We start from the raw sequence: 22,100 nt of genomic DNA, 5'->3' as shown, positions 1-22,100 counted from the left end.
TCTTCTTATCCCTATACCGGGCCGCTGGGTGTTAACGCGAGGACAAAAGGTACCGCTACAAGAGCAGACAGCAAAATGACCCCGAAGGATTTCCAGAGCGATCCGAATTTATGCGCTTCATTCAGGAAATGGAGCGTGACGTAAAGGCTCAACACCGCCGTTGCGAGGGTAATCACAACGATCAGCAACGGCAGCACCAGTAGCGATATCAGCGACAACAGCAACCCGGCGATCTGCAGGTATTGGAGCCAGACCGTCAACAGGAAGATATCATCAAAGGACCCGCCCCCGCCCAGCAAGCGGCCAAACATCAAAAACGCCAAAACGCTCAGCATCATGGCCCCGGCCGAGCGGGCAAGGATCAGCAAAACCGGCTCGGCAGCGGGAACGGGCTGGCCGGGTGGAACTGGCAGCGCTTGCGCCATCCCCACTTGAAGCAGACAGTTTAGAACCACGGCCAGAGAAAACCCCAGCCACAAAACTTCACGCCCCGGTCGTAGAGCCAGCAACAAGCGTGCGGTTTGGGCAGGGTTAGTGACGGTCAAGACCGCGAGATTGCCAAGCGACGTTGTGCTCATTCCGCCCGCCTTTGAGTTTGTCTGAGACCGGAAAGCCAGAACCAAATAAAGACTGCAAACCAGATCATTCCGACTAAGGTCAATGCCGGACCTGGTCCGATGAAACCGGCGATAAGCCCATTCAGTAAAACCAATGGCGTTGACGCCAAGAGAGCCCAAAACAGAGCAAGTCGGGCGCCATAAGCAGTTCCGCGCCCTCCGACCATGCGGGCTGCGCCATAGGAAACAAATGCCAGCGCGTAGAAACACAGCGGCAGGATGATGACGGTGCCCAACAAGGCGCCCCCCATCAGCATGTTCAGCTCAAGCCCCTCCAGATGCGCCCGCCGGGCAAGGCTGGGGAGCTGCGCGATAAAGGCCACCACGCAGAACCCCATGACAAAGATCAACGCCCTGTCCTCGCGTTCACCCAGATCCAGAAGCCGACGCACTACGCGCCCCGGCCCCCGGTACGTGGCCACGATATCCGATGTGACAGGCATCAGCTGCGCCGCGCCAGCCAGCCTTCCAGACGGGTCACGATCGCATCGGCCAGTTCGCTGTCTTCGATCTCGTCCACCGCCTCGGCCAGAAAGGCCAGCGTCAGCATGTTGGTGGCATCCTTGACCGGAACCCCGCGCGAGCGCAGGTAGAACAGGGCCGTCTCGTCAATCGCACCCGAGGTCGACCCGTGCGAGCACGCAACGTCATCGGCATAGATCTCAAGCTCGGGCTTGGCGAGGAACTGGCTGTCATCATCCAGCAGCAGCGACTGACTGATCTGATAGCCGTCAGTTTTCTGGGCGCCTTCCTTCACAAGGATTTTGCCCTGAAATACGCCGGTTGCTCCGTTGCGCAGAACCTTCTTGAACACCTGACGGCTTTCGCAATTCACCGCGTCATGGGTGATGAAGACGGTATCGTCATGGAGAAAATCACCATCGCCAACACAGGCACCAGCCACATGGGCCACCGCATCGTCACCGGTCAGCTCGACCACCTGCTCGTTACGGGTCAGAACACCATTTGCGGTCAGGGTGAACGACTTGTAGGTCGATTCCTGACCCAGACGGGTAAACATATGGGTCATCGCCCGACGCTCGTGATCGCGACCCTGCGCGCGCACGTGATGCAGCGTGCCGTTGTCGGCGATGTCAATCTCCATGCACTTGTTGAAACGCGATGCCGCCGGACCGTTTTCCAGAATCGTCACCTCGGCCCCGCTTTCGACACGGACAATGTGATGCAGCATAGCATCCGACGTCTCCGACGCGTGGCGATAGATCAGGCTGATCGGCTTGGATGGCTTGCCGGTGACGTGAATCGCCACGCCATCCCCGGCAAAGGCCGTGTTCAGCGCAGCCAGAGGCCGTTGCACCGGGGACTGCCCACCCGCCTCAAGAACGCCGTACAATTCCTTGGCCCAGTGGATATCCTTGCAACAGATATCCTCGATCCGTTCAATGTTAACGCCTTCCAGCTCCAGCTCGTCGGATTCTTCGGCGCTGAACACGCCGTCGATAAAGACGATTTTCAACCGGTCGATCTCGCCGAACAATATCGCCTCATCCGAGTGGAACAGCGCGGCACGTGGTGCTTCCGGCGAAATCAAAGTGTCGGGGCGCGTGTATTTCCAATACTCGTCGCGCCGTCCGGGCAGACCCATCTCCAACACTCGCGCCAGCGCATCTTCACGCGCGGCACGCGTGCATCCGGCATCGGGCATGGTCAGCGCGGCCAGCCGTTCCTCGGTTGCGGTCTGTTTTGCTTGCGGCAAAGCCATCAGTTCACCTCGGCCAGAATGTCGGCGTAACCGTTATGTTCAACTTCCAGCGCCAGTTCGGGGCCGCCGGTTTTCACGATACGACCATTCGCCATGATGTGGACGACGTCAGGTTTGATGTGGTCCAACAGACGCTGATAGTGGGTGATGACCAGAAAACCCCGGCCCTCGTCCCGCAGCGCGTTGACGCCTTCGGAGACCAGCTTCATCGCATCCACGTCGAGGCCCGAGTCGGTCTCGTCCAGAATGCACATCTTGGGTTCCAGCATCGCCATCTGCAGGATTTCGTTGCGCTTTTTCTCACCGCCCGAGAAACCGACATTAACCGGACGCTTGAGCATGTCCGCATCGATCTTCAGCGATTTGGCCTTTTCGCGGACCACTTTCAGGAATTCGGCGGCAGACAGTTCCTCTTGCCCGCGGGCCTTGCGCTGTGCATTCACGGCGGTGCGCAGGAAGGTCATGTTGCCGACGCCCGGAATTTCGACCGGATATTGGAACGCCAGAAAGACGCCAGCCGCGGCACGCTCTTCCGGTTCCATCTCCAACAGGTCTTGGCCGTCCAGAGTGGCCGAACCTTCGGTGACCTCATAGCCATCCCGACCTGACAGCACATAGCTAAGCGTCGATTTGCCCGAGCCGTTCGGCCCCATGATCGCGTGCACCTTGCCGGCCTCAACCGTCAGATCCACACCTTTCAGGATCTGCTTGTCTTCTTCTTCAAGTTGCACGTGCAGGTTCTTGATTTCCAGCATGTTTTGTCCTTTTGCGTATCGCAAGGGGCGCCCCGGCCCCGATAAATTCCTATCCCAGCACTTTGCGGATCAGACGCGCGGCAACCCATCCCAGGATTGCCCCGATGCCCACCGCCCAGACCGGGTTGATGAAGTCCATGTAGAAGATGTTGACATAGGCCATGCCAAGCAGGCCGCCCAAAACCGGCAGTGCATACCCAAGCCAGGTCAGCACATCATCCTTCTGGATGCGATTCCGGGGTGTCTTCGCCATCAACCGACAGAGCCTTCCAGCGAGATTGCCACTAGTTGCTGCGCTTCCATGGCGAACTCCATCGGCAGCGCCTGCAGCACGTCCTTGCAGAACCCATTGACCACCAGTGCCACGGCCTCTTCCTCGTCCATGCCGCGCTGACGGCAGTAGAACAGCTGATCGTCGTCCACCTTGGACGTCGTCGCCTCATGCTCGACGCGCGATGAGTTGTTTTTGACCTCGATATACGGAACCGTGTGCGCCCCGCATTTGTCGCCGATCAACAAGCTGTCGCACTGGGTGTAGTTACGGCTGTCCTTGGCCTTCGGGTGCATCGAGACCAAACCACGATAGGTATTCTGCGCCTTGCCAGCGCTGATGCCCTTGGACACGATGCGCGACTTGGTGTTCTTGCCCAGATGGACCATCTTGGTGCCGGTGTCAGCCTGCTGCATGTTGTTTGTGATCGCGATCGAGTAGAACTCGCCCTGGCTTTCATTGCCGCGCAGGATGCAGGACGGGTATTTCCACGTCACAGCCGAGCCGGTTTCCACCTGCGTCCACATCACCTTGGACCGGTCCCCCCGACAATCGGCGCGTTTGGTCACAAAGTTGTAGATGCCGCCCTTGCCTTCCTCGTCTCCGGGGAACCAGTTCTGAACGGTCGAGTATTTCACCTCGGCGTCTTCCTCGACGATGATCTCAACCACAGCAGCGTGCAGTTGCGCCGTGTCACGCTGAGGCGCAGTACAGCCCTCTAGATAGGACACGTAGGATCCCTTGTCGGCGATGATCAGCGTGCGTTCGAACTGGCCGGTGTTTTCCGCATTGATACGGAAATAGGTGCTCAGCTCCATCGGGCAGCGAACTCCCGGAGGGATGTACACAAACGACCCGTCCGAGAACACGGCCGAGTTCAGCGTAGCGTAGAAGTTGTCCGAGACCGGAACCACGGTACCTAGGTATTTCTTCACCAGTTCAGGGTGATCTTTGATCGCCTCGGAGATCGAACAGAAGATAACGCCGTGTTTGGCCAGTTCGTCCTTGAAGGTCGTGCCCACGGAAACCGAGTCGAAAACCGCGTCCACAGCGACCTTGCGACCTTCTGCGGGCATGTTTTCGGCCCCTTCGACCCCGGCCAGAATCATCTGTTCTCTCAGCGGGATACCCAGCTTTTCGTATGTGGCCAGCAGTTTGGGGTCGACCTCATCCAGCGATTTCGGTTTTTCCTCCATCGATTTCGGGCGGGCATAGTAATACTGGTCCTGAAAGTCGATTGGCGGGTAATGCACCATCGCCCACGTCGGCTCTTCCATCTTGGTCCAGCGTTCAAAGGCCGACAGGCGCCATTCGGTCATCCACTCGGGCTCTTCGTTTTTCTCAGAGATCAGGCGGACAATATCCGGGTTTACGCCCTTGGGCGCATATTCCATCTCGATATCGGTATCCCAGCCGTATTTGTAGGTGCCAACCTCTCGTACCGCATCCACGGTTTCCTGATCGACACCTTCTTTTACCTGGGTCTGGTCCAAAGCGGCCATATCCTTCACTCCGTCAGATCACGCGGCGCGCGCGCGATGCTTTTTCTCTTTTTCAAGCCACGCTTCGGCGAAGCGCAGCACATCTTCTTCGGTCGTCAGCGGCCCAAGCGACACGCGTATGGCGCTGGCAGCCGTGACCTCGTCATATCCCATTGCCGTTAGAACCGCGCTGGCGCGGACCTTGCCGCTGGAACAGGCCGAGCCCGCGCTGACCGCAAACCCAGCCAAGTCCATCTGCATCACCTGCGTTTCGCCCTTCCAGCCTGGGGTGGAGAAACACAGTGTATTGGGCAGGCGATCCTGATCTTTCCCGACAAAAATAGTAGATTTAGACCCAGCCTCAAGGGCCTTTTCTAGAATATTTCTAAATTCCCGGACCTGCTCCCACACGCCATTGGCCAGATCCCGAGCTGCTGCCTCAGCTGCGGCTCCGAACCCTGCAATTCCAATGACATTTTCCGTGCCCGAACGACGACCCACTTCCTGACCGCCGCCCTTGATCTGGGCAGGCAAATCCGTGCCGCGTTTCATCACCACAGCACCGATACCTTTTGGGCCACCCAGTTTGTGGGCCGAGATCAACGCCATCTGGGTATCCAGCCAGTTGAACGCGACCGGCAACTTACCAAACGCCTGAGTCGCATCGGTTACGGCCAGCCCCTTTGGAAGCTTCTGAACAAGTCCGGTTTCCGAGTTGGCCAATTGCAGGGTCGATGCTTCGGGTTCTGACACTTGTACCTGACCGGTATTCGCAACAGGTAAATCTTCGATAACCCAAGCCCTTACCGCATCATGCTCAATCGCCGAGCCGTGCAGGTTTCGACCACCCAGCGCCAGCGCCGCCCCTTCGGTCGAGCCCGAGGTAAACACGATATCTGCCCCATCGGCACCAAAAGCGGATGCAATTTGCGCCCGCGCGCGTTCAACCACCGCCTTGGCGGCGCGCCCCTCGGCATGGACCGAGGACGGGTTTCCGCACAAATCCATCGCCGCAATCATCGCGTCGCGCGCCTCGGGGCGCAGAGGCGTTGTCGCGTTATGATCCAGGTAAATGCGAGTCATGGATACACCTTTTTCAAAACGCGAAACCCTGAATTGCCGGATACATGCTGCATCACATCACTCATCCACAATGGCAAACAGGCTCGGCACGGCAGGGCACGGAGCAAGATCGTTTTTGATCACATCCGACAGCCGCGTCTGGTGCAGGAAAACATAGACATGCGCACTGAGGCTTTCCCACAAACGGTTGGTCAGCGATTGAGCCCGGCTTCCAGAAGACGCACCAGACGCCCCTGCGCCTTTTTGCAAGGCATCAACCGTTTCATCCACGGCCGCCAAAACCTCGACCACGCGAATTTCCGATGCCGGACGCGCCAAACGGTATCCCCCTCCCGGCCCACGAACTGAAGACACCAGATCAGCGCGGCGGAGTTTGACAAAAAGTTGCTCCAGATACGGCAGCGAAATATCTTGCCGCTCCGAGATTTCCCCCAATGTCACAAGGGTATCCTGAGGTTGAGTAGCGATATCAGCCAATGCAACCATTGCATAACGACCTTTGGTCGAAAGCTTCATTGTCTACTCCTCTTGGCAGATACCGCGCGAAAACATTGACGCCGCCGCCGCCAGTGCGTATCTCCGACAGGCAGCAACTTGCGCAAAGCAACTTAATTAGAACCGTTCTAAGGTGCCTGACGATAACCGTCAAGTATATCCCGGCGCCAAGAAGAAAAAGACAGGACCAAAGCACACATGCCCGAGGTGATTTTTCCCGGACCCGAAGGCCGCCTGGAAGGCCGTTACCACCCGCAAAAGGAAAAAGACGCACCGATCGCCATCGTGCTTCACCCGCATCCACAGTTTGGCGGGACCATGAACAACAAGGTGGTCTACAACCTACATTATGCGTTCTACAACATGGGTTTCACCGTGTTGCGCTTTAACTTCCGTGGTGTCGGTCGCAGCCAAGGCGAATACGATCAAGGCGTGGGTGAATTAAGCGATGCCGCTTCGGCGCTGGATTACCTGCAGTCAATGAACAGCAACTCAAAACACTGCTGGGTCGCCGGTTTCTCGTTTGGGGCGTGGATCGGGATGCAACTGCTGATGCGCCGCCCGGAAATCACCGGCTTTATCAGCGTGTCGCCGCCGGCCAACATGTACGATTTCTCGTTCTTGGCACCCTGCCCGTCCTCTGGCCTGATCATCAATGGCTCGGCTGACCGTGTAGCGCCACCGACAGACACGACCTCGCTGGTCAACAAACTTCACGAACAAAAAGGTATCACCATCACTCATAACGAAGTGGAAGGCGCCGACCACTTCTTCCAGGACCGTCACATGGACACACTGATCACTGATGTCAGCGACTATGTAAAACGCCGCCTGACCGAGAACACGCGTTAATGTCCGACACCATCACCACCCTCGCCGCGAAGCTGGCCGAGGACACTATGAAAGTGATGGACGAAACCGGAGAAGACCGCTTCTATGTTGAAGTGGGCGATCTTTTGGGGGCGTCCTCTCAGACTTTGGAAGAAGCGTTTCTAACCGAAATCCGCGTTCGTTTGTCCGAGCGCAAGGCCCGCCAGTTTGTAATCAAACGACTTACCGAACACCGCGCGAAAACAAAGGCAATTGAAAAGAAATGAACAACAGGTTGTCCGCGCAAATCGAATTCCTGAAACGCGCGGACAGCCTGAAATCGGTTGATCGCGCCAACTTCCTGCTGGATCAGTCCCGCCCTGAAAACGCGGCCGAGCATAGCTGGCAACTGGCGCTTTGGGCGCTGGTGATGCAACCCTTGGCCGATACAGATGTCAGCATCGACCGGGTCATCCGGATGCTGTTGCTGCATGATCTGGTCGAGATCATAGTTGGTGACCACCCGATCCACCTGAAAACAGACTGGCAGGCGGTCGAGCGGCTTGAAAACGCCGCCGCAGCCGAGTTGTTTGGCCTGTTGCCCACGGATCAAGCTGCGACCTGTCTTGCCTTGTGGCAGGAGTTCGAGGCCGACCAAAGCCCGGACGCGAAATTCGCCAAATATCTGGATCGTTGCCAGCCGATGTTCCAGGTCCTATGCGCGCCCAATCCAATGCCAGAACACCGGGCAATCGTGCAGGACAACCTGAATGGCGGGCGTGCGGCCTATCTGAAGACCGAGTTTCCCGAAGCCCATGCCGCCGCCCAGAGCCTGCTGGACGGCGGCCAGCCCGCGGAAACTACATTCTCGACCCGCCTTACCTTTCTGGCAGAGACCGACCAGTTGAAGTCGGTTTATCGCGCCTCGCGCCTGCTCAGCGGTGAACGGTTCGAAAATTCGGCCGAGCATTCGTGGCATATCATGCTGTACGCTTGGACACTGGCGGAACACGCAGCACCAGGCGTTTCGATCGACCGCGCGCTTAAAATGCTGTTGCTGCACGATATCGTCGAGATCGACGCCGGAGACCATCCGATCCACGGTCAAGTCGACCACGCCGCGCAAGAGGCCAAGGAACAGGCCGCAGCCGAACGCCTGTTCGGGTTACTGCCGGATGATCAAAAATCAGATTTTATGTCCTTGTGGTACGAATTCGAAGCTGCCGACAGCCCGGACGCCCGCTTTGCCAAGGCCATAGATCGCTTTCAGGCCCCAGTCGGCAATCTTGCCACTGGTGGTGGATCATGGACAGATTACAACGTCACCTACGCCCAGATCGAACAGCGTGTCGGCACCCCGGTGGGGCGCGGAGCGCCGGGGCTGTGGGCGTGGCTTCAGCCGCAGCTTGACACCTTTTTTGCTGCTACAACCAATTCGTAGGCAAAAGAAAAAGAGGCCCAAAGGCCTCTTTCCCCCCGTGTTTCAGCAGACGCTCAAACCTGATCACTATCTAACCGTTCAACAAACTTGGCCGCATTTTTGTCGACGGACCCCCCGCCTGCAAGCCACCCGAGCGCTACGATCAATGCCGAAACAAAAACGATATACTTGGCAAACTTCGTCATGAAAAACACTCACAAAACAAAAACCTTTAAAAACAAACGCTTTTTATCACGGAGGTTTGCAAAATGACAGTCAGGTTATCCTGACCTTACGACAGCTGTCAGTTTCGGCTCTTTCGTTTTCACAAGGCCGGTGGCATCGAGATTTCTCTTGCCCGCGCGGCTGATTTCGTGCTCAACCTCGCAAAACTTCTGTCGAGAACCTCACCGTGCCCCATGCTTATCTGATCCTGTTTCTGGCGGTCATCGCCGAGACCATCGGTACCACTGCCCTGCAGGCCAGCCAGCAGTTCAGCCGCCTCTGGCCGTCTGTTCTGGTCATTGTCAGCTATGGCATTGCTTTTTATCTTCTGGGTCTGACGCTGAAATTCATGCCGGTCGGCATCGTCTACGCGATCTGGTCCGGCCTTGGCATCGTGTTCATCGCGATCATCGGCTTTATCGTCTTCGGGCAAAGACTGGACTGGCCGGCGGTCCTAGGACTGACGATGATTCTGGCCGGAATTCTGATCATTCACCTGTTTTCCAAGACCGCTGGCCACTGATCATCGGTTAGGGCTGGCCTATTTGGTCAAACCGCGCTATTCGCGCGGCAACTTCCCGTTCAAAGGCTGACCTCTCATGGACCTGCGCAACATCGCAATCATCGCTCACGTGGACCACGGCAAGACGACCCTGGTGGATGAGCTGCTCAAACAATCCGGCGCGTTCCGGGAAAACCAGGCTGTCGCCGAACGCGCCATGGACAGCAATGACCTCGAGCGCGAGCGCGGGATCACCATCCTTGCCAAAGCTACTTCGGTCGAATGGAAAGGCACGCGCATCAACATCGTCGATACCCCCGGCCACGCCGATTTCGGTGGCGAAGTCGAGCGTATCCTCAGCATGGTTGACGGCGTTGTCCTGCTGGTCGATGCCGCCGAAGGCCCGATGCCACAGACCAAGTTTGTGACCTCCAAAGCGCTGGCTCTGGGTCTGCGCCCGATCGTGGTGCTGAACAAGGTTGACAAACCCGACGCCGAACCCGACCGCGCGCTGGACGAGTGTTTCGACCTGTTCGCCAACCTTGGCGCTGACGACGACCAGCTGGATTTCCCGGCCATGTATGCCTCGGGCCGTTCGGGCTGGGCCGATATGGAGTTGGACGGGCCGCGCAAAGACCTGACCGCCCTGTTCGACCTGATCGTCGATCACGTCCCCGCCCCCAAACAAGCCGAAAAGAAGGACGAGCCCTTCCGAATGCTGGCCACTACGCTGGGCAGCGACCCCTTCATCGGACGCATCCTGACCGGTCGCGTGGAAAGCGGTACGCTGAAGGCCGGTGACAGCCTCAAAGCGTTGTCGCGCGACGGTACGCTGATCGAAAGCTTCCGCGCCTCGAAAATCCTGGCCTTCCGCGGTCTGGCCCAGCAGCCCATTGATGTGGCCGAAGCCGGTGACATCGTCACCATCGCGGGCATGAGCAAGGCTACCGTGGCAGACTCGCTGGTGTCGCCGCAGGTTGAAGAGGCCCTGCCCGCGCAGCCGATCGATCCGCCGACCATCACCGTGACCTTCGGCATTAACGATTCGCCCTTGGCCGGACGTGACGGCAAAAAAGTGCAGTCGCGTGTGATCCGCGACCGCCTGATGAAAGAGGCCGAATCCAACGTTGCCATCCGCATCACCGACACCCCCGGCGGTGAAGCTTTTGAGGTGGCCGGTCGCGGCGAATTGCAGATGGGCGTTCTGATCGAGAACATGCGCCGCGAAGGGTTCGAACTTAGCATCTCGCGCCCGCAGGTTCTGTTCCGTGACGAGGACGGTCAGCGCATGGAGCCCATCGAAGAGGTTACCATCGACGTTGACGATGAATTCTCGGGCGCAGTGATCGAAAAAATTACAGGTGCGCGCAAAGGCGAACTGGCCGAGATGCGCCCCGCAGGCGCTGGCAAAACCCGTATCATCGCACATGTACCCTCACGTGGTTTGATCGGATATCATGGCGAATTCCTGACCGACACTCGCGGTACCGGTGTGCTGAACCGCGTGTTCCACGGCTGGGCGGCCCACAAAGGCCCGATCCCGGGCCGCCGTGCAGGCGTTCTGATCTCGATGGAGAATGGTCAGGCCGTCGCCTACGCTCTGTGGAACCTGGAAGAGCGTGGCCGCATGTTTGTTGGCCCTCAGGCTGATGTCTATCAGGGTATGGTGATCGGTGAGCATTCGCGGGATAACGACCTTGAGGTTAACCCGCTCAAGGGCAAAAAGCTGACCAACGTACGCGCCAGCGGTTCCGACGACGCGGTCCGGCTGACCCCCCATGTTCAGTTTTCGCTGGAAGAAGCCATCGCGTATATCGACGATGACGAACTGGTCGAAGTAACACCTAACGCAGTACGCCTGCGCAAACGGTTTCTCGATCCGCACGAACGCAAGCGCATGGCAAAATCTGCCTAGAGTTGACTGTGAAATTGTTCACTTTTGTGAAACAATACTTCAACAGAGGTATTTTTACCCGCCTTTCCAAGCATTGAACACCAGAACAGCCCGCCGATATGGCGGGCTTTCTTTTTGGTTTCAAGTCACTTTCCCCTTATAGTTGCGCATTATATAAGTCGCTCTCCTTAAGCTCCCCTTGCAATTGCGCCAAAAACTGGATGTAATTAGGGTATAAAGATGGCGCGTTTTTTTTGTAAGCCATGTATCTCCACAGTTGTTGTGAAGAAGTTTGTAACGAGTATTGAAGGAGTGGCGCTATGCGCGTGAAATCCCGTTTATTGTCTATTGTATTTGTTTCGGCAACATTCCCACTGATTACGGCCAGTGCGGTGCTTGCGGAAAGATGTAACACTAAAACAGCTCGTCAGTCGGTATCAACTGATACCCTGTGTGGTTGCACAGTCGTTGATACCCGAATGCTGCGCTACATACAGCGGCGGGCTGACTTTGAGGATATTTTGGCAAGGACTCTTGAAAGCTGTCCTGGATTCGCATCTGTTCTGACAGACATTCCAACGGCAACAACAAATTCCTCTGATCGGGATTCTGACGGAAATGGTCAAGGTGAAAACTCTGGCGTTTTCTTCGCCAGTAGCGGAAGCGACGACAACGGCAACGATGGTGGAAACAGTAGCAGTGACAGCGGCGACAACGGCGGCGGCCGCAGCAGCGGTGAAGGCCGCAGCAGTGGTGGCGGCGGCAGCAACGGTGGCGGCGGCAATTCCGGCAGCGGCAACGGCGGCAACAATGGCGGCGGCGGCAATTCTGGCAGCGGCAACGGCGGCAACAACGGCGGCGGCGGCAATTCCGGCAGCGGAAACGGCGGCAACAATGGCGGCGACGGCAATTCCGGCAGCGGCAACGGCGGAAGCAATGGCGGCGGCGGCAATTCCGGCAGCGGCAACGGCGGCAACAATGGCGGCGGTGGCAGCTCCGGTAGTGGCAGTGGCGGAAGCAACAGCGGCGGTGACGGTGGAAACTCGGGCGGTGCCGGTAGTGGCGGCGGTACCGGTGGCGGCAATGCCGGAGGTGCTGGCAGTGGTGGCGTATTCTAATTGAGAATCTGCAGATCAATGCTGCTAAAAATTGATCGGCATAATCTGACCATCTGATTCAGAATCAATAGGGCGACTGGTTTGTCGCCCTTGCTATTGTCAAATGATCGGATCCTTGGCCGAGTTTCGGCAAGATAGTTTTAACTACGGCTGTAAACCCCAACCCAACCGCTGGGTTTTCGAGGATTTTGCATCCGGAGGAAAAGGTATCGAGTTGCGGACCATGGTTTGATTTGATTTGTCAGGTTATCCAATACCAAATCACCGGCAGTTGACCGGTAGACAAGTACAGCATGCGCGTTACGCTGCCTGTCCAACACGGTCGCGATCAACAACTTGCTGGGATCCACGCCTGCACGAATCAAATCGCGCTTTTTCAAGAGAGCGAAATCTTCACAATCCCCGCCTTGGGATGTCGGCAGTGCCCATCTCTCCGCAGTACGGTACTGCGACATGTCCGTAACCGTGCGTGTTGTTGCGTTAACCTGGCGGTTGATCCGCTGGACGACCCGCATTTCCTGTTGGCTTGACATAGACGCCGAGGCCTTGGACGAACAAGCCCAGTTGTATTCATGGCAAAGCCCGCGCGCTCCGGTAGGCGGCGCTGACGCTGCCGCTGCCTGGATAAAGCTGCCCTCGCTCGCACCGGCCGCAGTGCCCGCAGCAAAGGCGCTGGTCGCCAACGCAGTTACAACGAATAGTCGTCCCACGGACGTGGCCAACCGCGCATAAACGTCTCTGAAGTCAGTGCTCAACGGTTTCATGCCTGTTCCTCTATTCCAACTATTTCCCGCGATGGCGGTAAAACGGGACCGTAGAGTGCTTTGCATCACTATCAGCGGATGGTGCCGTTTGCGCAATCAGCAGTGACGTTGCAAGCAAAAAAAGGCAGAAATTCGTCCGTCATTTGGACCATTTCTGGCAGAAATATAGGGTATTTGGCCAAAAAAAGGAAAAACGTAATGCAGTCCTTACACCCAATTCCCACCATAAGTATTTGATAAATTTTACTTGTTTGCAAGAATTTAAGGCCAAAAAGCCTATTATGGCGTCTGACCTTACTATTGGCTGAAACCCGCCCAGATAAACAGAGATTGGCGCAAGTTTGCCAATTCGGCTTTATTCCGTGATCTCCACCACAACCAATTCTCGTTCGCTGGCGCCACGCGCGTGATCCAACGCTTGCTGATATTCGGGGGATTCGTAGCACTCCACCGCAGCCTCAACCGAGGGGAACCGGGCCACGACATTGCGCGGCCGCTCTTTGCCTTCAAGCTGCACATAACGCGCGGCGCGGGCGATGAATTCACCCCCGTGCTTGGCAATCGCCGGACCAGCTAGTTCAGCGTACTTTCCATAGGCCTCGTTGTCGGTCACGGTGACGTGGGCGATCCAGAGTGCGGGCATGTTATCCTCCCAATACTTGTTCAGCGGCTTTGATCGCCGCATCGGAATTCGAGGCATCACGACCACCGCCCTGCGCCATGTCGGGGCGTCCGCCACCGCCTTTACCACCCAGTTCGACCACTGCGGCCCGAACCAGATCAATGGCCGAGACCTTGTCCGTCAGGTCCGACGTCACACCGGCCGCAACGGCGGCCTTGCCACCGGCATCGGCAATCAACAGCACCGCGCCCGAGCCCAACCGGCTTTTGTGTTCGTCGATCAACGCGGGCAGGTCTTTACCGGAAACGCCGCTCAGCGCCTGGGCCAGGAAGAGTACTCCGTTCACATCACGGGCCTCGGCGCCGCCCTGTCCCGAGCCGCCCGCCATCGCCAGATCGCGGCGCAGTTGCGCAACTTCGTTTTGCAAGGCCTTGCGTTCATCCAGCAAAGACTTGACCCGGCTAACCACGTCATCCGGCTGTGCTTTCAGTTCCGACGCAATCTGACCAAGCCGTTGATCTTGCGCCGAAAGATGACGGAATGCCTCGTCACCGGTCAGCGCTTCGATCCGCCGCACACCGGCACTGCTGGCGCTGTCACCCAGCACGACAAAAGTGCCGATATCCCCGGTCTGACGCACATGCGTCCCGCCACACAGCTCGATCGACCATGTGTCGCCGTCGTGCCCTTTACCGGTCGGGGCCTTGCCCATCGAGACAACGCGAACCTCGTCGCCGTATTTCTCACCGAACAGGGCCTGAGCACCCAGTTCCCGCGCATCGTCCGGCGTCATGATCCGGGTTTCAACGGTCGAGTTCTGGCGGATGAACTCGTTCACCTCGCGTTCGACCTTCCGGATTTCTTCGGGGCTCAGCGCCTTGGAATGGCTGAAGTCGAACCGCAGCCGGTCTGACGCGTTCAGCGACCCCCGCTGTGCAACGTGATCACCCAGCGTTTCACGCAGCGCCTCGTGCAGCAGATGCGTGGCCGAGTGGTTGGCCCGGATCGCGGTACGGCGCGCGTGATCGACCGCAAGCTCAACCGAGTCGCCTTTGGACAACGTGCCTTGGCTGACCGTCACCCGATGCGCATAGACCTTGCCTTCGGCAAATTTGCGCGTGTCTTCAACCTGCGCCACGTCCTGCATGTTCTCGAGGCGCCGGATTTCACCGGTATCGCCGACCTGACCACCGGCTTCGCCGTAGAAAGGTGTCTGGTTGACGACAACCCAGCCGGTGCCACCCTGTTCGATCTTGTCGACCAGTGCACCGTCAATCACCAGCGCGGCCACTTGCCCTTCGGCTTTTTCGGTATCGTAGCCGAGGAAATCCGTGGCCCCGGCCTCATCCAGAACATCGAACCAAACAGCCTGATCCGCAGATTCGCCCGATCCGGCCCATGCGGCGCGCGCCTTGGCTTTTTGTTCGGCCATGGCGGCATCGAAACCATCCGTGTCCACCGTCAGGCCCTTTTCGCGCAGCGCATCCTGCGTCAGGTCCAGCGGGAACCCGTATGTGTCGTACAGTTTGAATGCTGCATCACCAGACAAGGCCGCACCTTCGGACAGGCCCGTGACTTCGTCATCCAGAAGCTTCAGACCTCGATCCAAAGTCTGCTTGAAGCGTGTCTCTTCCAACAGAAGGGTTTCTTCGATCAACGCCTGCGCCTGACCCAGTTCCGAATACTGCGCGCCCATCAGTTGTACTAGCGTTGGCACCAGACGGTGCATCACCGGATCTTTCGCGCCCAACAGGTGTGCGTGGCGCATGGCCCGACGCATGATCCGGCGCAGAACATAGCCGCGCCCATCGTTGCTGGGCATCACCCCGTCCGCAATCAGGAACGAAGTCGAGCGCAAGTGATCCGCGATAACCCGATGGTGGACGTTCTGGTCTCCATAGGGATCAACGCCAGTTGCGTCCGCCGACGCCTCGATCAGCGTCTTGAACAAATCGGTATCATAGTTGTCATGGCTGCCCTGCAGCAGCGCGCCGATCCGCTCCAGACCCATGCCGGTGTCGATCGACTGCATGTCGAGTTCGACCATCGAGCCGTCCTCGAACTGTTCGTTCTGCATGAAAACGATGTTCCAGATTTCGATAAACCGGTCGCCATCTTCCTCGGCCGAACCCGGAGGGCCACCCCAGATGTGGTCGCCATGGTCATAGAAAATTTCCGTGCACGGGCCGCAAGGACCGGTCGGACCCATCTGCCAGAAGTTGTCATTGGTTGCGATGCGAATGATCCGGTCTTCGGGAACGCCAACCTTTTTCCAGATCTCAAATGCCTCGTCATCGGTGTGATAGACCGTGGTCAGCAGGCGGCTTTTATCGATGCCGAATTCCTTGGTGATCAACTCCCACGCAAACGGGATCGCGTCTTTCTTGAAATAATCACCGAACGAGAAGTTCCCCAGCATCTCAAAGAATGTGTGATGCCGTGCGGTGTAGCCGACGTTGTCCAGGTCGTTGTGTTTGCCACCGGCACGAACGCATTTCTGGGCCGTGGTCGCACGCTGATAGTCGCGGGTTTCCACGCCGGTAAACAGGTTCTTGAACTGCACCATGCCCGAGTTCACGAACATTAGCGTCGGGTCATTGCGCGGGACCAGAGGGCTGGACGCCACCACCTCATGCCCCTGCTTGGCAAAGTAGTTCAGAAAGGTCGATCGGATATCGTTCAGCGTGGGCATAAGCTTCTCTCAGCGCGCAATCATATTGTGTTGAAACGGGTTTATCCCTGTCCCCGCGGATAGTCCACAGCATTGGGGGTGCCGAACGAAACAAGGCGGCCCATTGGACCGCCTTGCCTATAGAATTCTTCTATAGCCTTAGGCTTCGAGAATATCGTCATCTTCGGCAGCGCCCGGCGGCATGTCAAACTCAAGCCCGTGTGCAGCACGAATCTTGTCTTCGATCTCAAGCGCGGCACGGCTGTTGTCGCGTAGGTACTGCTTGGCATTCTCGCGCCCCTGCCCGATACGTTCGTCACCATAGCTGAACCACGAGCCGGATTTCTCAACCACACCGGCCTTGACGCCCAGATCCAGAAGCTCACCCATTTTGCTGATGCCTTCGCCATACATAATGTCGAATTCCACCTGCTTGAACGGCGGCGCCACCTTGTTCTTGACGACCTTGACGCGGGTCTGGTTGCCGACCACCTCGTCCCGGTCCTTGATCGCACCGATCCGGCGGATGTCCAGACGGACCGAGCTGTAGAATTTCAGCGCGTTACCACCGGTCGTGGTTTCCGGGCTGCCGAACATCACACCGATCTTCATCCGAATCTGGTTGATGAAGATCACCATGCAGTTCGAACGGCTGATCGAACCGGTCAGCTTACGCATCGCCTGGCTCATCAGGCGGGCCTGAACACCGACGTTGCTGTCGCCCATGTCGCCCTCAAGCTCGGATTTCGGCGTCAGCGCAGCCACCGAGTCGACCACGACCATGTTCACCGCGCCAGACCTCACCAGCGTGTCAGTGATCTCCAAAGCTTGCTCGCCGGTATCGGGCTGCGAAATCAACAGCTCGTCCAAATCAACACCCAGTTTGCGGGCATATTGCGGGTCCAGCGCATGTTCCGCGTCAACAAACGCACAGACGCCACCGCGCTTCTGCTGTTCTGCAATGCAATGCAGCGTTAGCGTCGTCTTACCCGAGCTTTCAGGCCCGTAAATCTCGACAATCCGGCCCATCGGCAGACCACCGATCCCTAGCGCAATGTCCAAACCCAGTGACCCGGTCGAGCTTGCATCGATATCCTGCTTGGCATCCTCGCCCAGCTTCATGATCGAGCCCTTGCCGAACTGCCGTTCAATCTGCGCCAACGCGCTGTCGAGCGCCTTTTGCTTGTCTGCGTTTTTCTTGTCGCTCATCGTCAGAAGATCCGCCATTGTCCTGTCGCCTTCCCTTTTGTCACACCCTTGAACGGGCGGCAATCGCTGCTTTGTTCGCCTCTTGTTCCTTATGAGACCAAAAAGAGAACATTTCAACCAAAACTTACAGTACTTACTGTTCAGCAATTGTATTAAAGAGTCGTTTACGCCAATCTGCGACAGTAACAAAGATTGGCAAAGGGCAACTAAATGCTTGTTTTTTATAAGGAACGCCTTGCGTTTCTGGCCGTTCCCAAAACAGGCAGCACAGCATATCACACCGCCCTACGCGACCGCGCCGACTTTGTCGTGACCGGTCCGCCGGATCTGAAACACGCCCCAGTGCGGCGCTATGACCGTTTTTTTCAGAACATCTTTCGGAAAATGTACGACACCGAAATGGAAATCATGGCGGTCGTGCGCGAACCGATCGATTGGCTGGGCAGCTGGTACAAGTTCCGCAACCGGGATGACCGGATCGGGCATCCACATTCCACCCGTGACCTGAGCTTTGATGACTTTGTGCAAGCCTATATGCAAAGCCCCCGCCCCGAATATGCCGATATAGGCAGCCAGAGTCAGTTCTTCCGCACCCGGAGCAACGGCATTGGCGCCAGCCATGTCTTTAAGTATGAAAACCAGGACAAGATTCTGGATTTCCTGCAAGACCGGCTGAACATGCAGATCGACCTGAAACGGGAAAACGTCTCACCCCATCGCGAACTGCTTCTAACACCCGAGACGGAAAGCAAATTTCGCAAACGGCACGCGGCCGAGTTCACCTGCCATGATACGGCACTTTAGTTGATCTGCTGAAACACCGCCTCAGTCAGTTGGTTCAGCGAGAAGGGCTTGGGCAGGAAGGTGGAATTCAGGATCTCCGGGCCTGAATCGCCGAAAGCTCCCTCGGCGTAGCCGGACATGAAGATCACCCTTGTATCCGGACGCGCCTCCATCGCCTTACGCACCCAGGTCGGCCCGTCCATGCCTGGCATGACCACATCGGTGACAAAAACGTCGACATTCAGCGCGCCGTCTTCCAGCAGGCGCAGCGCCTCTTCCGCCGACTCAGCCTCAAGCACGGTATAGCCCTTCAACCGCAGCGCACGTGTCGCAAAAGCGCGTACCGGAGCCTCGTCTTCGACCAGCAAAACAACGCCTTCGCCCTGTCGGGAAGTTTGCGTGTCGGCGGCGGGAATTGCGGCGGGTTGCGCTTCTGGTGAGGCGACTGACACCGGCAGATAAACGATGAATTCCGTCCCGTGCCCCTGAACGCTGTCGACAAAAATGAAACCACCCGTTTGCTTGACGATTCCGTAAACCGTCGACAACCCCAGACCGGTGCCTTCCCCGGTGCGTTTGGTCGTATAGAACGGTTCGAACACCTTTTGCTGCTTTTCCAAGGGTATACCGACGCCGCTATCGATCACCTTAACGGTGACGTACTCGCCGGGCTGAACCATAGCGCGGTCACGCGTGAGAGGGTCGTTCAGCACCACAACCTCGGTCTCGATCCGCACCTCGCCGCCATGGGGCATAGCATCACGGGCATTGACCACGAGGTTCATCAGCACCTGTTCCAGTTGCCGTTTATCCGCCCGCACGGGCTTCAACACCGGGTCGTGGCTAAGGATCAGGCGGACTTTCTCTCCCACCAGCCGATTCAGCAAGTGGATCAAATCCGAGATCGTATCGCGGAGATCCAGCACCTCAGGCTGCAGTGTCTGTTTCCGCGAAAACGCCAGCAACTGACTAACCAGGGCAGCCGCCCGGTTGGCGTTCTGGTTGATCTGCACAAGGTCCCCATAGTTCGGGTCATTCTGGTCATGCCGCAGCAACAGCAGATCGCAATGCCCCGATATTGCGGTTAACAGGTTGTTGAAGTCATGGGCGACGCCACCAGCCAGTTGCCCGACCGCCTGCATCTTTTGCCCCTGCACGAACTGCGCCTCGAGCGTCTTGAGTTCGGTGGCGTCGTTCAACACCGCAATCAGCTGAACCAGCCCGTCATTCACAACTCGGTTCAGCGTGACCTGAACAAACACTTCTTTGTCCTGCCGGGTCAGACGCAGGAACTCTGACCGCAGCGCCGGTTCCTGAGCCGCCGTACGCGACAGCCAATCCAAAATCGGATAACCGAGCCCGTGCATGATCTGGTCGGCATTGGTTTCACCTGGATCGATATCCCCGATCAGTTTCACCGCCAGACGGTTGGCCTCGAGAATCCTTCCGTCAGGCGCAAGGCGCACAATGGGCACCGGCAACTCGGCAAAGGACGCGCCACTGCTGACATGCCCCACTGCCTCTGTCGGCAGCACGAGCAGATCACGCACGGTGCCGGACCGGTTGAGTTCGCACACGGCGGCAGAGACGGCGCCATTTGCCGTCTGGATTTGCACGATGTCGCCTTTTGGGCCAGGGGAGTTGGAAAGGACGTCTTGCAGCGTATCTGGCCTTTGCCCCAGCAAATGGGCCGCCGCAACGTTGACCCGCAGCAATGTACCGTTGCGACCTTCGGTTAAAACGGGAACGGCAACCTCGTCCCATTGCCCTGGGGTATCCAGATGAAACCGCCAGCAGTACTGACCATTGCCGACATCGAACACAGAAACCGGTACTGTTGATCCAACGGTAACAATGTCTTCGCGCGCTTTGCCGTAAATCTCTGCCTTCGATTGTAGCCGTAACAGAATCGCCGCTGGATTTGCGAACGTGGACTTCAGGCAATACTCCAACCGCGCGCCCGGGGTGGCATGAAACTTGTTTCGCGCCTCAGTGTTTGCGGCCAGAATTTCACCCTGAGTGTTTGCGATCACACAAGGAAACAGATCCTGTTCCGCAAAAACCGTCATAGTTTTCACTGCCTGCTGCGCCAGATAGTCCACGATCTTTCCCCGCAGCACCACAAGGAAACTCGCTGCCAGCAGCGATACACCCGCCACGACAAATCCGGTGTGCCACAGCCGGGGTACAAGCCCCATAACGGGCGAAAGGCTCAACAGCGCGCCGATCAAGACCAGAGGAGCAAGTCGCAAACCGGTCGGGACATTTTGATAGGACGGATCAGAAAAAACTTCTGTGGTGTCAGTCATAAACAACTCAGGTCAGTGGGCTTTCACGCAGTCAGCCCAAATATGGTTAATGCCGGTTTAAAAAAAGCAGACACTCTCCTTTAAGTTGCTATGACCTGTCGCGCTATCGCGTCAAGTGTGATGTGAAGAATCCGTCCGTGCCGTGGGAGACAAGCCACGATTTCCGAAAAACCTCGCTCCAATCCGGTTCCTTACGCAGGAAAGCATCAACAACATTACCGTTTTCGTCGTCCAACATCGAACAAGTCGCATAGGCCAAAACACCACCTGGAGCGATCATCGGTGACAGCTGCTCCAGAATGGCGGCCTGAATACCCGACAATTCCTGCAGGCGGCTTTCGGTCAACGCCCATTTCCCGGCCGGAGCCCGCCGCCATGATCCGCTGCCGGAACACGGAGCGTCCGCGAGGATGATATCGAACGGGGCCTGTTGCGCGATACCTTCCGTTGTCAGAATCTCGACTTGTGCACCGGCCCTCTCGGCCCTCGCCGGAAGATCTCGCATCCGTGCAGCGTTCACGTCATGGGCAAATACCGAGACCCCTTTTCGCGCGGCCAGGGCCAGAGACTTACCGCCGCCGCCCGCGCAATAGTCCAACACGCGCATCCCCGGACGCAAATCCAAGGCTGCAACAACATCCTGACTGGCCGCATCCTGAAGCTCGACCAACCCGTTCGCATAGGCCTGGCTTTGCGCAATTTTGCGCGCGCCCTCGGTGACCTCCAACGCCGTGTCACAAGCCGGATGCGCTGCGGCGATGATCCCCTCGGCGGCCAGTGCAGCGATTGCCGTGGGGACGTCCACCTTGATCAGATTGACCCGCAAATGCACTGGCGCGCGGCATTGCAGGGCCTGTGCAACCGAAACCGCCTGATCCCCCAGCGAAGTTTCAAACCGGGGCCAGAGCCAATCGGGGATATCATACTGTTCGGCCTTGGAGGCGAAATCGCACCCGACCTCATTATCATTCAAAACCTCGGGCGCGTGGCGGGTACCCGAGAACAATTCCTCCAACGACTCACCAGATGCACGCACGGCACCGATCATCAGGCCACGCCCGGTCTCGGCTCCTCCGAGCGCCGCATAAGATCGTTTGCACCGCATCGCGGCAAACACATGATCGCGGACAGCTGCCCGATCCTTGGACCCGGCAAACCGGCTGCGGCGCGCCCAATTGGTCAGGGATTTTTCAACAGGCGCGCCCGCAAGAATCTCATCAAGGATTTCTATCGAAGCCTGAATACGTGCGGCCGGGGTCATGATCTCTTCCGATGCTTATAGTGTGACTATTGCCAAAGCCAGAAACGCAAAACGGCGCCCTGATCCGGGCGCCGCAAACCTTGAAAC

The 22,100-nt window shown here is 57.6% G+C and carries 21 protein-coding genes; 7 read left to right on the top strand and 14 right to left on the bottom strand.

Annotation, left to right across the window (positions count from 1 at the left end; translation table 11 throughout):
- Positions 1-11 precede the first annotated feature (11 nt).
- From ACR0ER_RS16630 to iscR, 8 genes are read right to left on the bottom strand one after another with little or no spacing between them, the layout of a single operon-like run.
- Positions 12-578, bottom strand: coding sequence for a YIP1 family protein (locus ACR0ER_RS16630; protein ID WP_480769897.1), 567 nt, complete (start codon positions 576-578; stop codon positions 12-14).
- On the bottom strand, positions 575-1,060 hold the full coding sequence (locus tag ACR0ER_RS16625; protein WP_480769896.1) for a YIP1 family protein: 486 nt from the start codon (positions 1,058-1,060) through the stop codon (positions 575-577). Before ACR0ER_RS16625 ends, ACR0ER_RS16630 begins: the two co-directional genes overlap by 4 nt.
- Complete coding sequence (sufD, locus tag ACR0ER_RS16620; RefSeq protein ID WP_480769895.1) at positions 1,060-2,340, bottom strand: Fe-S cluster assembly protein SufD; 1,281 nt, start codon at positions 2,338-2,340, stop codon at positions 1,060-1,062. The genes ACR0ER_RS16625 and sufD overlap by 1 nt, the downstream gene beginning before the upstream one ends.
- Positions 2,340-3,095, bottom strand: a complete 756-nt coding sequence (sufC, locus tag ACR0ER_RS16615; protein ID WP_480769894.1) for a Fe-S cluster assembly ATPase SufC — start codon at positions 3,093-3,095, stop codon at positions 2,340-2,342. The genes sufD and sufC overlap by 1 nt, the downstream gene beginning before the upstream one ends.
- 49 nt (positions 3,096-3,144) lie before the next feature.
- Entirely contained in the window at positions 3,145-3,348 is a 204-nt protein-coding gene (locus ACR0ER_RS16610) for a hypothetical protein (protein WP_170330154.1), read from the bottom strand.
- Positions 3,348-4,868, bottom strand: a complete 1,521-nt coding sequence (sufB, locus tag ACR0ER_RS16605) for a Fe-S cluster assembly protein SufB (protein WP_480769893.1) — start codon at positions 4,866-4,868, stop codon at positions 3,348-3,350. Before sufB ends, ACR0ER_RS16610 begins: the two co-directional genes overlap by 1 nt.
- An 18-nt stretch (positions 4,869-4,886) precedes the next feature.
- Entirely contained in the window at positions 4,887-5,930 is a 1,044-nt protein-coding gene (locus tag ACR0ER_RS16600; protein WP_480769892.1) for a cysteine desulfurase family protein, read from the bottom strand.
- Between the two features lie 57 nt (positions 5,931-5,987).
- Complete coding sequence (gene iscR, locus ACR0ER_RS16595; protein ID WP_170330157.1) at positions 5,988-6,446, bottom strand: Fe-S cluster assembly transcriptional regulator IscR; 459 nt, start codon at positions 6,444-6,446, stop codon at positions 5,988-5,990.
- A gap of 177 nt (positions 6,447-6,623) precedes the next feature.
- Between iscR and ACR0ER_RS16590 the strand changes: the two genes are divergently transcribed.
- From ACR0ER_RS16590 to ACR0ER_RS16565, 6 genes are all read left to right on the top strand, one after another.
- Positions 6,624-7,277 carry an alpha/beta hydrolase gene (locus ACR0ER_RS16590; protein WP_170330158.1) on the top strand — a complete coding sequence of 218 codons (654 nt, stop codon included), beginning with the start codon at positions 6,624-6,626 and terminating at the stop codon, positions 7,275-7,277.
- Positions 7,277-7,522, top strand: coding sequence for a hypothetical protein (locus ACR0ER_RS16585; RefSeq protein ID WP_170330159.1), 246 nt, complete (start codon positions 7,277-7,279; stop codon positions 7,520-7,522). Before ACR0ER_RS16590 ends, ACR0ER_RS16585 begins: the two co-directional genes overlap by 1 nt.
- The gene (locus tag ACR0ER_RS16580) at positions 7,519-8,676 is read left to right on the top strand and encodes an HD domain-containing protein (RefSeq protein ID WP_480769891.1); all 1,158 of its coding nucleotides are present in this window, start codon (positions 7,519-7,521) and stop codon (positions 8,674-8,676) included. Before ACR0ER_RS16585 ends, ACR0ER_RS16580 begins: the two co-directional genes overlap by 4 nt.
- A 391-nt stretch (positions 8,677-9,067) precedes the next feature.
- Complete coding sequence (locus ACR0ER_RS16575; protein ID WP_480769890.1) at positions 9,068-9,403, top strand: DMT family transporter; 336 nt, start codon at positions 9,068-9,070, stop codon at positions 9,401-9,403.
- Between the two features lie 76 nt (positions 9,404-9,479).
- Entirely contained in the window at positions 9,480-11,297 is a 1,818-nt protein-coding gene (typA, locus tag ACR0ER_RS16570) for a translational GTPase TypA (RefSeq protein ID WP_480769889.1), read from the top strand.
- Between the two features lie 299 nt (positions 11,298-11,596).
- The gene (locus ACR0ER_RS16565; protein ID WP_480769888.1) at positions 11,597-12,394 is read left to right on the top strand and encodes a hypothetical protein; all 798 of its coding nucleotides are present in this window, start codon (positions 11,597-11,599) and stop codon (positions 12,392-12,394) included.
- 140 nt (positions 12,395-12,534) lie between these two features.
- Here the strand turns inward: ACR0ER_RS16565 and ACR0ER_RS16560 are convergent, their stop codons facing one another.
- The 4 genes from ACR0ER_RS16560 to recA all read right to left on the bottom strand — a co-directional run bounded on the left by ACR0ER_RS16560 (position 12,535) and on the right by recA (position 17,678).
- Complete coding sequence (locus ACR0ER_RS16560) at positions 12,535-13,158, bottom strand: transglutaminase-like cysteine peptidase (RefSeq protein ID WP_170330163.1); 624 nt, start codon at positions 13,156-13,158, stop codon at positions 12,535-12,537.
- A gap of 355 nt (positions 13,159-13,513) precedes the next feature.
- On the bottom strand, positions 13,514-13,801 hold the full coding sequence (locus ACR0ER_RS16555) for a DUF1330 domain-containing protein (RefSeq protein ID WP_170330164.1): 288 nt from the start codon (positions 13,799-13,801) through the stop codon (positions 13,514-13,516).
- Between the two features lies 1 nt (position 13,802).
- The gene (gene alaS, locus ACR0ER_RS16550) at positions 13,803-16,472 is read right to left on the bottom strand and encodes an alanine--tRNA ligase (protein WP_480769887.1); all 2,670 of its coding nucleotides are present in this window, start codon (positions 16,470-16,472) and stop codon (positions 13,803-13,805) included.
- Positions 16,473-16,610: 138 nt separating this feature from the next.
- A complete protein-coding gene (gene recA, locus ACR0ER_RS16545; protein ID WP_170324960.1) occupies positions 16,611-17,678 on the bottom strand; it encodes a recombinase RecA in 1,068 nt (355 codons plus the stop codon).
- 192 nt (positions 17,679-17,870) lie between these two features.
- Here recA and ACR0ER_RS16540 point away from each other — a divergent pair, with 192 nt between their 5' ends.
- Positions 17,871-18,464, top strand: a complete 594-nt coding sequence (locus ACR0ER_RS16540) for a sulfotransferase family 2 domain-containing protein (protein WP_480769886.1) — start codon at positions 17,871-17,873, stop codon at positions 18,462-18,464.
- On the opposite strand, the gene ACR0ER_RS16535 is transcribed toward ACR0ER_RS16540, so the two are convergent.
- Together ACR0ER_RS16535 and ACR0ER_RS16530 are read right to left on the bottom strand one after the other, a co-directional pair.
- On the bottom strand, positions 18,461-20,752 hold the full coding sequence (locus ACR0ER_RS16535) for a hybrid sensor histidine kinase/response regulator (RefSeq protein WP_480769885.1): 2,292 nt from the start codon (positions 20,750-20,752) through the stop codon (positions 18,461-18,463). The two genes, ACR0ER_RS16540 and ACR0ER_RS16535, sit on opposite strands and share 4 nt — an antisense overlap.
- Positions 20,753-20,855: 103 nt before the next feature.
- Positions 20,856-22,013 (bottom strand): RsmB/NOP family class I SAM-dependent RNA methyltransferase, encoded by a 1,158-nt coding sequence (locus ACR0ER_RS16530; protein ID WP_480769884.1) that lies wholly within the window; start codon positions 22,011-22,013, stop codon positions 20,856-20,858.
- Positions 22,014-22,100 lie beyond the last annotated feature (87 nt).

The organism is Ruegeria sp. CH8, from assembly GCF_056536985.1.
This window is presented reverse-complemented; position numbering and strand designations above follow the sequence as displayed.

Coding starts and splice junctions, on each gene's coding strand:
- ACR0ER_RS16565 (WP_480769888.1), top strand. CDS start 11,597: ATGCGCGTGAAATCCCGTTTATTGTCTATTGTATTTGTTTCGGCAACA.
- ACR0ER_RS16610 (WP_170330154.1), bottom strand. CDS start 3,348: ATGGCGAAGACACCCCGGAATCGCATCCAGAAGGATGATGTGCTGACC.
- ACR0ER_RS16600 (WP_480769892.1), bottom strand. CDS start 5,930: ATGACTCGCATTTACCTGGATCATAACGCGACAACGCCTCTGCGCCCC.
- sufC (WP_480769894.1), bottom strand. CDS start 3,095: ATGCTGGAAATCAAGAACCTGCACGTGCAACTTGAAGAAGAAGACAAG.
- ACR0ER_RS16580 (WP_480769891.1), top strand. CDS start 7,519: ATGAACAACAGGTTGTCCGCGCAAATCGAATTCCTGAAACGCGCGGAC.
- ACR0ER_RS16625 (WP_480769896.1), bottom strand. CDS start 1,060: ATGCCTGTCACATCGGATATCGTGGCCACGTACCGGGGGCCGGGGCGC.
- ACR0ER_RS16630 (WP_480769897.1), bottom strand. CDS start 578: ATGAGCACAACGTCGCTTGGCAATCTCGCGGTCTTGACCGTCACTAAC.
- ACR0ER_RS16535 (WP_480769885.1), bottom strand. CDS start 20,752: ATGACTGACACCACAGAAGTTTTTTCTGATCCGTCCTATCAAAATGTC.
- ACR0ER_RS16590 (WP_170330158.1), top strand. CDS start 6,624: ATGCCCGAGGTGATTTTTCCCGGACCCGAAGGCCGCCTGGAAGGCCGT.
- recA (WP_170324960.1), bottom strand. CDS start 17,678: ATGGCGGATCTTCTGACGATGAGCGACAAGAAAAACGCAGACAAGCAA.
- ACR0ER_RS16560 (WP_170330163.1), bottom strand. CDS start 13,158: ATGAAACCGTTGAGCACTGACTTCAGAGACGTTTATGCGCGGTTGGCC.
- ACR0ER_RS16585 (WP_170330159.1), top strand. CDS start 7,277: ATGTCCGACACCATCACCACCCTCGCCGCGAAGCTGGCCGAGGACACT.
- sufB (WP_480769893.1), bottom strand. CDS start 4,868: ATGGCCGCTTTGGACCAGACCCAGGTAAAAGAAGGTGTCGATCAGGAA.
- alaS (WP_480769887.1), bottom strand. CDS start 16,472: ATGCCCACGCTGAACGATATCCGATCGACCTTTCTGAACTACTTTGCC.
- sufD (WP_480769895.1), bottom strand. CDS start 2,340: ATGGCTTTGCCGCAAGCAAAACAGACCGCAACCGAGGAACGGCTGGCC.
- ACR0ER_RS16555 (WP_170330164.1), bottom strand. CDS start 13,801: ATGCCCGCACTCTGGATCGCCCACGTCACCGTGACCGACAACGAGGCC.
- iscR (WP_170330157.1), bottom strand. CDS start 6,446: ATGAAGCTTTCGACCAAAGGTCGTTATGCAATGGTTGCATTGGCTGAT.
- typA (WP_480769889.1), top strand. CDS start 9,480: ATGGACCTGCGCAACATCGCAATCATCGCTCACGTGGACCACGGCAAG.
- ACR0ER_RS16540 (WP_480769886.1), top strand. CDS start 17,871: ATGCTTGTTTTTTATAAGGAACGCCTTGCGTTTCTGGCCGTTCCCAAA.
- ACR0ER_RS16530 (WP_480769884.1), bottom strand. CDS start 22,013: ATGACCCCGGCCGCACGTATTCAGGCTTCGATAGAAATCCTTGATGAG.